This is a genomic window from Synechococcus sp. CCY 9618 (genome assembly GCF_019038415.1).
Taxonomy (GTDB): Bacteria; Cyanobacteriota; Cyanobacteriia; order PCC-6307; family Cyanobiaceae; genus Cyanobium.
This window is the reverse complement of record NZ_JAFKRG010000009.1, coordinates 266,170-279,102: the sequence shown is the minus strand read 5'-3', so window position 1 is coordinate 279,102 and position 12,933 is coordinate 266,170. Positions and strand designations below refer to the sequence as shown.

11 protein-coding genes are annotated in these 12,933 nt (G+C 69.7%); 6 read left to right on the top strand and 5 right to left on the bottom strand.

The window, feature by feature from the left end:
• The first annotated feature begins 98 nt into the window (after positions 1-98).
• The 3 genes from KUG41_RS02850 to KUG41_RS02840 all read left to right on the top strand — a co-directional run bounded on the left by KUG41_RS02850 (position 99) and on the right by KUG41_RS02840 (position 2,324).
• Positions 99-965: an SWIM zinc finger family protein gene (locus tag KUG41_RS02850; RefSeq protein ID WP_216900823.1), complete on the top strand. Its 867-nt coding sequence runs from the start codon at positions 99-101 to the stop codon at positions 963-965.
• A 191-nt stretch (positions 966-1,156) separates the two neighbouring features.
• Positions 1,157-1,732, top strand: a complete 576-nt coding sequence (locus KUG41_RS02845; protein ID WP_216900821.1) for an MEKHLA domain-containing protein — start codon at positions 1,157-1,159, stop codon at positions 1,730-1,732.
• A gap of 139 nt (positions 1,733-1,871) precedes the next feature.
• Positions 1,872-2,324, top strand: coding sequence for an Hsp20/alpha crystallin family protein (locus KUG41_RS02840; RefSeq protein ID WP_216900819.1), 453 nt, complete (start codon positions 1,872-1,874; stop codon positions 2,322-2,324).
• 77 nt (positions 2,325-2,401) lie between these two features.
• Here KUG41_RS02840 and KUG41_RS15790 read toward each other — a convergent pair whose 3' ends face one another.
• Positions 2,402-2,767 (bottom strand): PilZ domain-containing protein, encoded by a 366-nt coding sequence (locus KUG41_RS15790; RefSeq protein WP_216900816.1) that lies wholly within the window; start codon positions 2,765-2,767, stop codon positions 2,402-2,404.
• Between the two features lie 131 nt (positions 2,768-2,898).
• Between KUG41_RS15790 and KUG41_RS02830 the strand changes: the two genes are divergently transcribed.
• Both KUG41_RS02830 and KUG41_RS02825 read left to right on the top strand, forming a co-directional pair.
• Positions 2,899-4,698 carry a diflavin flavoprotein gene (locus KUG41_RS02830; RefSeq protein ID WP_254216754.1) on the top strand — a complete coding sequence of 600 codons (1,800 nt, stop codon included), beginning with the start codon at positions 2,899-2,901 and terminating at the stop codon, positions 4,696-4,698.
• Positions 4,698-6,515, top strand: a complete 1,818-nt coding sequence (locus tag KUG41_RS02825) for a diflavin flavoprotein (protein ID WP_216900813.1) — start codon at positions 4,698-4,700, stop codon at positions 6,513-6,515. The genes KUG41_RS02830 and KUG41_RS02825 overlap by 1 nt, the downstream gene beginning before the upstream one ends.
• Before the next feature lie 16 nt (positions 6,516-6,531).
• Here KUG41_RS02825 and KUG41_RS02820 read toward each other — a convergent pair whose 3' ends face one another.
• The 4 genes from KUG41_RS02820 to KUG41_RS02805 all read right to left on the bottom strand — a co-directional run bounded on the left by KUG41_RS02820 (position 6,532) and on the right by KUG41_RS02805 (position 11,610).
• On the bottom strand, positions 6,532-6,786 hold the full coding sequence (locus tag KUG41_RS02820; protein ID WP_216900926.1) for a hypothetical protein: 255 nt from the start codon (positions 6,784-6,786) through the stop codon (positions 6,532-6,534).
• A 64-nt stretch (positions 6,787-6,850) separates the two neighbouring features.
• Entirely contained in the window at positions 6,851-9,766 is a 2,916-nt protein-coding gene (gene gcvP, locus KUG41_RS02815; RefSeq protein WP_254216783.1) for an aminomethyl-transferring glycine dehydrogenase, read from the bottom strand.
• Between the two features lie 137 nt (positions 9,767-9,903).
• A complete protein-coding gene (gene gcvH, locus KUG41_RS02810) occupies positions 9,904-10,293 on the bottom strand; it encodes a glycine cleavage system protein GcvH (RefSeq protein WP_216900809.1) in 390 nt (129 codons plus the stop codon).
• A gap of 27 nt (positions 10,294-10,320) precedes the next feature.
• Positions 10,321-11,610, bottom strand: coding sequence for a methionine gamma-lyase family protein (locus tag KUG41_RS02805; protein WP_216900807.1), 1,290 nt, complete (start codon positions 11,608-11,610; stop codon positions 10,321-10,323).
• Positions 11,611-12,053: 443 nt separating this feature from the next.
• Here KUG41_RS02805 and KUG41_RS02800 point away from each other — a divergent pair, with 443 nt between their 5' ends.
• Positions 12,054-12,932 carry a fatty acid desaturase gene (locus KUG41_RS02800; protein WP_216900910.1) on the top strand — a complete coding sequence of 293 codons (879 nt, stop codon included), beginning with the start codon at positions 12,054-12,056 and terminating at the stop codon, positions 12,930-12,932.
• Position 12,933: the final 1 nt, after the last annotated feature.

Sequence of the window (12,933 nt, the reverse complement as noted above, 5' to 3'; positions counted from 1 at the left end):
CGTCGGGACAACCTACGCCAGTGGCCCGGACAACCGGGGCACCAGACCATGGCATGGAAGCGGGCAGGCGTCAGGATGGAGGGCGCTAGGCCGGCAGCATGACCAGCTCCTTCCCCGGCGCCAGCGGCGCCATCACCACCCAGCTGGGCCAGCAGGGCCTGGGCCAGCAGCCCTGGTGGGTGGAGCAGTGGATGGAACTGATCCACTCCTACCGCTTCAAGAAGCGCCTGGAGCGTGCCTGGAGCTACGCCCGCGAGGGGAATGTGGTTTCGATCCGCTTCGAGGGGCGGCGGGTCCATGCCCGGGTGCAGGGCACCGAACCCGACCCCTACAAGGTGAAGCTCTGGCTCGACGTCCTCAACGACGAGGACTGGGGCTACGTGCTGGAGGCCCTCAGCCAGAAGGCCCGCTGGTCGGCCCAGCTGCTGGCGGGGATCATGCCGGCGGACATCGAGCGGGCCTTCGCCGCCAGCGGCAAGCGTCTCTTCCCCTTCAAGCTGCAAGAAGTGCGCAGCGAGTGCAGCTGCCCGGACAAGGCCAATCCCTGCAAGCACATCAGCGCGGTGTACTACCTGATGGGGGATCGGTTCAGCGAGGATCCCTTCGTGCTGTTCCAGCTGCGGGGTCGCACCCGCAGCCAGCTGCTGGCGGATCTGGCCCAACGGCGCCGGGCGGGGGTGGTGGCACCGGTGGAGCATGCCCCCCATCCGATCCATCCCGCCATCGGCGATCCGGCCCGTTGGTGGCGCTACGACGCCCCCCTCGATCCCGACCTGGTGGTGATCACACCGGCGATGGAAGGGGAATCTGGCCTCGATGGTGCGGGCCCCCTGCCCCTGGCCGAGGAGCCTCGCTTCCCGGAGGCCAACCGCCTGTTCCTGGAGCAGCTGAAGGCGCACGGGGCCGTGATGGGCCAGCAGGCCATGGCCCGGGCCATGGCCACCGGCTCCGACCAGGAAGGCTGAGGGAACAGCACCGGCGGGAGCGCCATGCCTGGATGCCTCGTCGACGGAGCCTGGAGCGCCTCGGTGGTCCGCCGCCGTGGGCCCGTGGTCGAGTCGGCCCGTGGTTGGCCATCGCCTGCAGCCCACCGATCGGGGATGGGCCGGGCCTGGGCAGGATGGCCATTCCTCCGGGACCACAGGGGCAGGTCGCCATGGAAACTCCTCCTGAATGGCGCCCTTCACCTGAGCGGGCTGGCTGGCTGAACGACGCGGCCATCGCCACGGCGGGCCTGATCCTCCGCTCCCATCGCCTCGCCTTCGGCCGGCCGCTGCTGGCCGGCGTCGAGACCGGCCGCTCCCCCCTCCAGGCGGCCCAGGAACTGTTCGTCGCCGCCGAGGTGGTGCTGGCCCATGACGGCGGCGCCGATCCGCGGCTGATCTATGCCAACCGGGCCGCCCTGCGGCTGTGGCGCCGTCGCTGGCGGGCGATGGTGGGCCTGCCCTCCCGCCTCACCGCAGCGCCGGCTGAGCGCCACGGCCGGGCCGTCGCCCTCGAGCAGGCACGCCGATCCGAGGCCCTGCGGGGCTATGGAGGTGTCCGCATCGACAGTGCCGGCCGGCCCTTCCGCATCGAGAACGCCCGCCTCTGGACCCTGCGGGATCCCGATGGCCCGGTCTGGGGGCAGGCCGCCAGCTTCGCCAGCTGGTGGTGGCTGGCGGAGACCCGTTCCGGTTCTCCCCCCCCGGGTGGCGAAGGGGCCGAACCCTGGCTTGGGCGCCGAACCTGAACCGTCGGTTCTCCCCCCAGGACCGATCAGTTGAACCGCGCAGATTGGCAAGGCGGGTGATTCCCCACCCTCACAACTCGTGACCGGACAACTCCGTCGTCAGACGGCAAGTCCGGCCCCCCTTCGGACTCATCACACCATGCGAAACCTCCATCCTTCCCCCTTCGACCTCTTCGATCGGCTGGAGCAGCAGCTCCAGACCGCCGAACGGGTTCCCGCCGCCGAGATTCACGAGACCGACGGCGCCTATGCCATCGCCCTGGAACTGCCCGGGGTGGATCGCTCCTCCATCGACGTGAAGGCCACCGACCGCTCCTTGATGATCACCGCGGAGCGCCGCCTCCAGCGGTCGGTCAGCGGCGCAGGGGCGGCCGAGGTCAACGGTGCCGCCAGCAAAACCGACAACGAGGAAGGCAGCCGCAGCGCCCCCCTGCTGAGCGAATTCCGCTACGGCACCTGGAGCCGCAGTTTCCGCTTCCCCGGCGGGATCCAGAGGGATGCCCTGGAAGCCCACTACCGCGATGGGCTGCTCACCGTGACCGCTCCCAAGGCCCAGTCGCTCACGACCGTCAGCGTGAAGCTGGCGGACTGACAGCCCCACTGACAGCCTCCACCTCGCCCCGGTCCAGACATGCCGACACGTTCCGGCGCCTGGGCCGGGGCCCTCGATCACTCCTCGATACGGTCGGCCGAATCGAGGGAAAGGCCGAACACTGTGATGTAACTGGAGTCTTCAATCCAGCGAACGGTGCCCGCCAGAGCATAGGTTTCACCCTCTCCATCACCCACCGCCACATGGCAGTGCTCGCCGACCTCGATGTCCTGGCCGGCCTCGATGGCGATCTTCATTCCGTCCAGACTGAGATCAAGAACCTCGCCCAGCAGGCCATCTGAAGAAAGAGTGGATTTAAGGTGAACGCGGGCAATGGCCAGGTCGGATGGTGGCTTAAAGCGAGTTGAACGGGAGGCTTCCTTCAGGCGCTTTTCCAGGCGGCGGAAAGCATCCCGGAACCGTTCCAAGTCACCAGTTGCCACCTATGTATTTCCCATCTGAAGTTGCCTGACCATTGTCCGCCCCCACGCAAGGTTCGACGCCGCATGTTTAGCAGACCGAAAGCCACCCCGCCCTCCCTACAGTCATGAGCCTGCGGAAGGAGATGGACACCATGAGCAGCACCAGCGTCAGCCCCCTCTCCAGCACACCGTCCACCCAGGCGCCCGGGGCCGGGGCTCAGCCCTCCCGCCTCAGCCTTCAGTGCGCGTCCATCGCCCCGGACACCACGGCGATCCGCTCCCTCGACTGGGATCGCAGCCGCTTCGACATCGAGTTCGGGCTCCGCAACGGCACCACCTACAACGCCTTTCTGATCCGTGGCGAGCGCACGGCCCTGGTCGACACCAGCCACGCCAAGTTCCGCGACTCCTGGCTGCCTCTGCTGGAGGGTCAGATCGATCCCACGGCCATCGACCACCTGATCGTGTCCCACACCGAGCCGGACCACTCCGGCCTGATCGGCGACCTGATCGACCGCCATCCCGATATCGAAATCGTCGGCTCCAAGGTGGCGATCCAGTTCCTGCAGGACCAGGTCCATCGCCCCTTCCGCAGCCGGGCGGTGAAGAGCGGCGAGGAGCTCGACCTCGGCACCAACCCGGAAAGTGGGGTCGGGCACCGCTTCAGCTTCCTCAGCGCCCCCAACCTGCACTGGCCCGACACGATTTTTTCCTTCGACCACGGCACCGGCATCCTCTACACCTGCGATGCCTTCGGCCTTCACTACTGCTCAGAGGATCTCTTCGACGTCGACCCCGGCGCGATCGCTCCGGACTTCCGCTTCTACTACGACTGCCTGATGGCCCCCAATGCCCGCAGCGTGCTGCAGGCCCTCAAGCGGATGGACGGGCTGCCGGAGATCACCACGATCGCCGTGGGCCATGGCCCCCTGCTGAGGGAGCACCTGCCCCTCTGGATCGGGGACTACCGCGACTGGAGCGGCCAGCGCAGCGCCGGGGAGGCCTACGCTGCTGTGTGCTACATCAGCCAGTACGGCTTCTGCGACCGCCTCAGCCAGGCCATCGCCCATGGGGTCGGCAAGGCCTCCGGCCAGGTGCAGCTCGTCGACCTGCGGGCCACCGACCCCCAGGAGCTGGCCGCCCTGATCGGCGAGGCCAGCGCCGTGGTGGTGCCCACCTGGCCGGCCAGCCCCGACGCCGACCTGCAGAAGGCGATCGGCACCCTGCTGGCGGCCCTGCACCCCAAGCAGTGGGTGGGCTGCTACGACGCCTTCGGCGGCAACGACGAACCGATCGACACCCTGGCCGGCCAGTTGCGCAACCTGGGCCAGAAATGGGCCTTCGAACCGCTGCGCATCCGCCAGGTGCCGAGCGGAGCCGACTATCAGCGCTGCGAAGAGGCCGGCACCGACCTGGGCCAGCTGCTCACCAGAGAGAAGACCATCGCGGCCATGAAGGCCCTCGACGGCGATCTGGACAAGGCCCTGGGTCGCCTCAGCGGCGGCCTCTACATCGTGACGGCCCGCCAGCAGGATGAGGCCGGGGTCCGCAGCGGCGCCATGGTGGCCAGCTGGGTGAGCCAGGCCAGCTTCGAGCCACCCGGCCTCACCGTGGCGGTGGCGAAGGATCGCGCCATCGAGGCCCTGATGCAGGTGGGCGACCGGTTCGTCCTCAACGTGCTGAGGGAGGACAACCACCAGCCGTTGCTGCGCCACTTCCTGCGCCGCTTCCCCCCGGGGGCCGATCGGTTCGCCGGCGTCAACACTCTCGAAGGGGCCGCCGCCGGAGGGCCGGTGCTGGGGGATGCTCTGGCCTTTCTCGGCTGCCGGGTGCTCCAGCGCATGGAAGGGCCTGACCACTGGATCATCTACGCCGTGGTGGAAGAGGGCAACGTGGCCGACACCACCGCGGCCACGGCCGTGCATCACCGCAAGGTGGGCAACCACTACTGATGACGGGCACCCCGACCGAGACCGATCGCCGTGTCATCTCCCTGCCGATCGAACCGGGCCTGCTCTGCCTGCGCGGCCTGAGCCCCAGACGGCTGCGTTTCGAGGTGGAGTACGGGCTGGAGCGCGGCACCACTGCCAACAGCTTCCTCTTCCTGCCGGGCGCCAGCGGAGGCGCTCCGGTGTTGGTGCATCCCCCGGGGGCCTCCTTCGCCGCACCCTTCCTGGAACAGCTGGCCCGGCTGGTCCCAGCCGACGCCCCCCTGAAGGTGGTGGCAGGCCACATCAATCCCAACCGGGTGGCCCTGCTCCGCCAGCTGGCCGCCGGCTGGCCGGCCACGGTGCTGGTGGCCTCGAATCCTGGGGCGCAGGTGCTCGGCGAGCTCTGGGACCAGCGCAGGCCGTCACCTCCGGGCAGTCAGGAGACGGCCGAGCCGGTGGTCCCCCTGCCGCCCATCGAGGTCGTCAAGCAGGAAACCAGCCGCACCCTCTCGGGCGGCCAGGAGCTCACCCTGATTCCCACCCCAACTCCCCGCTGGCCCGGGGGCCTGATGGCGTTCGAGGCCAACACCGGCCTGCTGATGAGCGGCAAGTTCTTCGCCGCCCACCTCTGCACCGAGGTCTTCGCCGAGGCGAACCGCAGCAGCACCGAGGAGGACCGCCGCTACTACTACGACTGCCTGATGGCGCCGATGGCCCGGCAGGTGGAGACGGTGGTCGACCGGCTCGACGAGCTGCCGATCCGCACGATCGCCCCGGGACACGGGCCGGCCATCGCCCAGAGCTGGCGCAGCCTGCTGGCCGACTATCGCCGCTGGGGGGAAAGCCAGGAGAACGCCAGCCTGTCGGTTGCCCTCATGTATGCGAGCGCCTACGGCAACACGGCGGCCATCGCCGACGCCCTGTCCCAGGGGGTGGCCCGCAGCGGTGTGCGCGTGGAGAGCATCAACTGCGAATTCGCTCCCCCCGAGCAACTGCTGGCGGCGATCAAGGCCTGCGACGCCCTGCTGATCGGCTCCCCCACCCTGGGAGGCCATGCCCCCACACCGATCGTCTCGGCCCTGGGGACCGTGCTGGCAGAAGGCGACCGGACCAAGCCGGTGGGTGTGTTCGGCAGTTTCGGCTGGAGCGGTGAGGCGATCGATCTGCTTGAAAGCAAACTGCGCGATGGCGGTTTCCAGTTCGCCTTCGAACCGATCCGGGTGAAGTTCAGCCCGGATCTGGCCAGCCTGCGGACCCTGGAGGAAACCGGCACCGCCCTGGGCCGCCGGCTGCGCAACCAGCACCGCCAGGCCCAGCGACGCAGCAGCGTCGGGGGCCTCAGCGAAAGCCGTACCAATCCCGCGATCCAGGCCCTGGGCCGGGTGGTGGGAGCCCTGTGTGTGGTGATGGCCCGCAAGGGGGAGGGCCCTGACACCCCTGGGGGGGCGATGGTGGCCAGCTGGGTCAGCCAGGCCAGCTTCAGTCCGCCTGGCTTCACTGTTGCCGTGGCCAAGGACCGGGCGATGGAGAGCCTGCTCCATGTGGGCGACGTCTTCACCCTCAACGTGCTGGCTCAGGGACGGGAGAGCGGCCCCATGAAGCGGTTCCTGCAGCCCTTCCCCCCCGGGACCGACCGGCTGGCGGGACTGGAGCTGGAGACCAGCCCCGGCGGCCAGCCCCTGCTGCCGGAGGCCCTGGCCTGGCTGGAGGCCCGGGTGAGCCAGCGGATGGAGTGTGGGGACCACTGGCTGCTCTACGCCGAGGCCCGCTGCGGCGACCTGCTCGATGCGGCTGCCACCACCGCCGTCCACCAGCGGCGCAGTGGCGCCAGCTACTGATCCCCGCGGGGGGGGCTCAGGCAGCGTGGGGCGGGGTTGGAGAACCACCACCACCCGCCTGGAAGGGGAGCACCAGCGTGGCCCAGTGGTCGGGACGCTCGGGCCGCCGCCGCCTGGCCCGACGCACGCCGAAGGGAACCCTCACCACATTGGTGCCATCCACCCGCTGACTCGCCTCCAGCCCTCCCGGGGAACGGTCACTCGCACCGGGCTCACCACCTGAACTGTCGTTGCCGTTCATGGACCCCATGTGATGAAAGGCGGAGGCCATCGCCGCGAGGAGACAGCACGGCAATGATGCGGCATCTCAGGGAGGAAAGGTACCCCAGGAACAGTCAGGCGACCAGTTCGGGAATTGCCACCTCCTCGACACTGGGACAGGTGCAGACAAGGTTCCGATCCCCGTAGGCGTTATCGATACGGGCGACCGCCGGCCAGAATTTCGTCTGCCGCTGACCATCCCCGGCGGGGAACGCCGCCTCGCTGCGGCTGTAGGCGCGCTCCCAGCGGTCGGCGGTGACGGCCGCCAGGGTATGGGGCGCCTGCTTGAGCGGATTGTCGAGAGGATCGGCGCTGCCGGTCTCGATGGCGCGGGCCTCGCAGCGGATCGCCGCCATAGCGGTGCAGAACCGATCGATCTCCGCCAGGGATTCACTCTCGGTGGGCTCCACCATCACCGTGCCGGCCACCGGCCAGCTGACGGTGGGGGCATGGAAGCCGTAATCCATCAGACGTTTGGCGAGATCGTCCACCTCCAGGCCACAGCTGCGCTTGAGGGGCCGCAGATCGAGGATGCACTCATGGGCCACCCGACCGCCACTGCCCCGGTAGAGCACGGGGAAATGGGGTTCGAGTCGCTCGGCGATCAGGTTGGCCGCCAGCAGGGCCACCTGGCTGGCCGTGCGCAGGCCGGCGCCGCCCATCATGCGGATGTACATCCAGCTGATCGGCAGGATGCCGGCGCTGCCCAGGGGCGCCGCCGACACCGGGCCGATGGCCTGGCCCGGGCCATGGCCAGCGGCGGCCAGGGGATGGGACGGCAGGAAAGGCACCAGATGGGCCGCCACGCCGATCGGTCCCACGCCGGGGCCACCGCCGCCGTGGGGAATGCAGAAGGTCTTGTGCAGGTTGAGGTGGCAGACGTCGGCTCCGTACAGCCCCGGTTTGCAGAGGCCCACCTGGGCGTTGAGGTTGGCGCCGTCCAGATACACCTGGCCGCCATGGTCGTGAACGATGCGGCAGATGCGGCGGATGCCCGTCTCGAACACCCCGTGGGTGGAGGGGTAGGTGACCATCAGGGCGGCCAGGTCGCCGGCGTGGGCCTCGGCCTTGGCTTCCAGGTCGTCGATGTCGATGTTGCCCTGGCCATCGCAGGCCACCGCCACCACGCGCATCCCCGCCATCACGGCACTGGCCGGGTTGGTGCCGTGGGCGCTGGTGGGGATCAGGCACACCTGACGATGGCCCTCCCCCCGGCTCCGATGCCAGGCCCGGATCACCATCAGGCCGGCATATTCCCCCTGGGAGCCGGCGTTCGGCTGCAGGGACACCCCCGCGAAGCCGGTGATCGCCCCCAGCCAGGCCTCCAGATCGGCCGCGAGGGCGGCGTAGCCACCGGTCTGATCAGCAGGGGCGAAGGGGTGGATCTGGGCGAAGGCCGGCCAGCTCACCGGCGCCAGTTCCGCGGCGGCGTTGAGCTTCATGGTGCAGCTGCCCAGGGGGATCATCCCGTGGACAAGGGACAGATCCTTGCTGACGAGCCGCTGGATATAGCGCAACAGCTCGGTTTCGCTGCGGTAGCGATGAAACACCTCCTGGCGCAGCCAGGGCTTCTGCCGCAGGGGCACGCCCTCGAGTGCCTCCGCCAGGGGCTCGCCCTCCAGGGCGATCAGAGCAGCCCGAAGGGCGGCGCGCGCCACGTCGCCGGTGCCGTGCTCGGTGGCCAGCGACGCCAGCAGGGCCTCCAGTTCCTCCGCCGTGGAGAGCTCATCCAGGCTGATGGCCAGCGCCGCCTCGCCGTCGTCGCCGCGGAGGCCGCAGCGCAGGTTGAATCCCGCGGCCTCGGCCTGCTCGCGCAGGGGAACGGCGGCTGCGGTGCGCACCACGACGGTGTCGAAGGCGGCTCCCGGCTCGACATCCAGGCCCAGGGCGGCCAGGCCCAGCACCAGACCCTGCCGCAGGCGAAGGATGCGGCGAGCGATGGCTTCGAGGCCCTCGGGTCCGTGGTGCACCGCGTAGAAGCTCGCCATCACAGCCAGGAGCACCTGGGCGGTGCAGATGTTGCTGGTGGCCTTGTCGCGGCGGATGTGCTGCTCCCTGGTCTGCAGGGCCAGCCGCAGGGCGGGATTCCCTTCCGCATCCCTGGATTGCCCCACCAGGCGACCGGGGATCTGCCGTTTGTAGGCCTCCCGGGTGGCGAAGAAGGCCGCATGGGGGCCGCCGAAGCCCATCGGCACCCCGTAACGCTGCAGGCTGCCCACGGCGATGTCAGCACCCAGGTCACCCACCGGTGCCAGCAGCACCTGGGCCAGGGGATCGACGGCCACCGTGCTGATCACCTCGCGGGAGCGGGCCGCCGCCAGCAGGGGGGAGGGATCCCAGAGCCGGCCTGCGGTGCCCGGCAGCTGAATCAGCAGACCGAAGACGTCATGGTCAAGGGCATCCGCGGCGTCAGGCCCGTCGATGGAGTCCTGGCCAAGGGCGGCGCTGAGGGCTTCCGCCTCGATGGTCTCGATGACGATGCCCAGGGGCTCGGCCCGGGTGCGCAGCACGGCGAGGGTCTGGGGAAGGACGGCCCGGTCGACCAGGAAGCGCCGGGCCCCGCGGCGCGGGGTCACCGCCGCCGCCATCGCCATCGCCTCGGCGGCGGCGGTGGCCTCATCCAGCAGGGAGGCATTGGCGATGGGCAGGCCCGTCAGCTCGCTGACCAGGGTCTGGAAGTTGAGCAGGGCCTCCAGCCGCCCCTGGGCAATCTCCGCCTGATAGGGGGTGTAGGCCGTGTACCAGCAGGGATTTTCGAGCACATGGCGCTGGATCAGGGCCGGCGTGGCGGTGCCGTGGTACCCCAGGCCGATCAGACTGCGCAGCACCCGGTTGCGGGAGGCCAGCCCGGCCAGTTCCGCCAGGGCCTGCGCCTCGCAGCAGGCGGGGGGAAGGCCGACGTCGGCTTCGGAGGCCGTGAGCAGGATATCGGCGGGAACCACCTCGGCCGCCAGCTGGTCGAGGGAAGCGAGACCGAGTTCGGCCAGCATCCGTTGCTGATCTTCGGGGTCCGGCCCCAGATGCCGGACCAGGAAGGAGGCGGACACGGGCGCGGTGAGAGGAAGTGGCGGGATCCTAAGGACATTCCCCAGGGGGATCGCCCCCTGGTGCCGCCCTCCCCTCCGGCTCAGGCGGCCTGCACCTTGGCCCCGTAGGTGCCGGCATCCATCAGCTCCGCCAGCTCATCCGGCGCCCCCAGCCTGACCAGCAGCAGCCAGCCTTCGCCATAGGGATCGTTCTGAAGCTCCTCGGGGCTGGCCAGCACAGCCTCGTTGCGGGCCTCCACCGAGCCGCTCACCGGAGCCATCAGATCCTCCACCGCCTTCACCGATTCCACGCTGCCGAAGCTCGTGCCCCGCACCAGGGAGGCCCCCACCGCCGGCAACTCGACGAAAACAATGTCCCCGAGCTGGTCGACGGCGAAGGCGCTGATGCCGAGGCGCACCAGGTCACCTTCCGGACGCACATATTCGTGGCTTTCGGAATAGCGGCAGTCGTCGGGGAAGGAGTGCGCCAAGGCCGGAGCAGAGCGGAGGAGGCGGGATCAGTCTGACCGAGCGACCGAAGCCGGCCCATCCCCCATGGCCTCCAGAGCGGCCAGGGCCCGCTCCAGGGCCAGGGCCACATGGAGGTGGTGGGTGCCTCCCTGGGCGTAGAGCACGAAGGGCTCCCGCAGCGGTCCATCGGCGGAGAACTCGCTGGTGCTGCCATCGATGAACGTGCCCCCGGCCATCACCAGGTCGCTGGCGTAGCCGGGCATGGGGGCCGGCACCGGATCGAGGTAGGCCCCCACGGGTGACACCTGCTGAAAGGCCCGGCAGACGGCGATCAGCCGTTCGGGGCAACCGAGCTGCACCGCCTGGATCACATCGCTGCGCTCGGCCCCGGGCGCCGGATTCACCGGATAGCCGAGATCGCTGAACACCTGGGCCACCAGATCGGCACCGATCAGGGCCTCGGCCACCATCTGGGGGGCCAGGAACAGGCCCTGGAACAGCAGCCGGTGCAGGTCGAAGCCGGTGCCCCCCTCGCTGCCGATACCCGGTGCGGTGAGCCGGCAGCAGGCCATCTCCACCAGATCACGACGGCCGGCCACGTAGCCACCGGTGGGGGCGATGGTGCCGCCCAGATTCTTGATCAGGGAGCCGGCGATCAGATCGGCCCCCACCGCGGTGGGCTCCAGGTCCTGGACCAGCTCGCCGTAGCAGTTGTCGACGAAGCAGACGCAGCCGGGCCGCAACCCTTTGACCCGCTCGCAGAGGCGGCCGATGGTGGCCACCGGCAGGGACGGGCGCCAGCTGTAGCCGCAGCTGCGCTGGATCAGCACCATGCGGGTCTCGGGGGCAAGCGCGTCCTCCAGGCCCGCCTCATCCACCTGGCCATCGGCCGTGAGCGGCAGCTCGTCGTAGGTGATGCCGAATTCAGCCAGGGATCCCTGCCCCCGGCCCCGCAGCCCGATCACCTCTTCGAGGGTGTCGTAGGGGCGGCCGGTGATGGCCAGCAGCCGGTCACCAGGCCGCAACACGCCGAACAGGGCGGCGGTGATGGCGTGGGTGCCGCTGACGAACTGGAGCCGCACGGCGGCGGCCTCGGCCTGCAGCACCCGCGCGAAGACCCGATCGAGCACCTCCCGGCCGAGATCCCCATGGCCGTAGCCGCTGACCGAGGCGAAGTGGTGCACCCCCAGCCGCTCGGCACTGAAGGCCTCCAGCACCCTTGCCAGCCTGAGACGCACCCCGGCGGTGCGCACGGCGGCCATCGGTGCCAGCAGCCTCAGGGCTTCGGCCACTCGCTCGGCACCGAATTCCTCAGAGCCATTGGCGGAAGCATCCATGACCTGGGCCCGAGAGGAAAGGCGATCCTGCAGCAGCGTCCGAAGGGTCAAACTGGATTCCGGGCGGCATCACCTTGCAGTCCCCGGGCCGGCAATCCCCTTCCGCCTGCCCTACCTCATGGAAGCCGAAAGTTGACATCGCTCCGCCACCCAACGATCGGGAACATCCAGGCAACGCGCTGAACGCGGCTGCCCAAGCCGTTGACTGATCCGGCCACCCCGCAGCCTCATTCCAGCGGCGCCAGCATCCCCGCCACCGCCCGGTTGCGTGGGTCAGGATGGGGCCACCCGCCGCCAACGGGTCCCTGCCGTTCCTGTCCCCCCCGGAGACACCCTTGGTTGCCCGCTCCGAGCCCTTCCCCTCCGCCCAGCCCTCCCGCATCGTCTCCATTCCCTCCAGGGAGCAGCCCCACTCCCGCAAGAAAGCCCAGCTGCTGGCGGCCATGGAGGGGCCCAGGCCGAAGCTGCCGGCCCGCCAGCGCAAATTCAAGGCCGGCACCACCGGCTTCATGCTGGCGATCCATGTGGGCGCCGTCTTCGCCCTTCTGCCCCGCTTCTGGAGCCCGCAGGGGGTGATCGTGCTGGTGGTCCTGTACTGGGCCACGGTGCTGGGGGTGACCCTGGGCCTGCACCGGCTGGTGGCCCACCGGGGCTTTGAAGCGCCCCGCTGGGTGGAGCGGCTGCTGGTGCTGATGGGCACCCTGGCCTGCCAGAGCGGACCGATCGAGTGGGTGGGCCTGCACCGGCACCATCACCTTTTCTCCGACCAGCCCAACGACCACCACGACGCCGCCCGGGGTCTCTGGTGGGCCCACAGCGAGTGGATGCTGCACCAGATCCCCGCCCTGAGCGAGATCCATCGCTTCACCGGCGACATGGAGAAGGATCCCCTCTACCGCTGGCTCGACCGCTGGTTCCTGCTGCTGCAGCTGCCCCTGGGGGCCGCCCTCTACTGGTACGGCAACTGGGCCGGTGTCCATGGCGGCGGCCTGGGGCTGGTGCTCTGGGGGATTCCCCTGCGCCTGGTGCTCGTGTATCACGTCACCTGGCTGGTGAATTCAGCCACCCACGCCTTCGGCTACCGCAACTTCGACTGCCCCGACCGCTCCCGCAACTGCTGGTGGGTGGCGATTCTCACCTTCGGTGAGGGCTGGCACAACAACCACCACGCCTACCCCCACTCCGCCCGCCACGGGCTGCGCTGGTTCGAGTTCGACATCACCTGGCAGCACATCCGGGCCCTGCGGGCCCTTGGGTTGGCCCGGCGGGTGCGGATCGCGCCGGTCTTCGGCCACCGCGGCGACGCGGCCGCCAGCGCCTGAG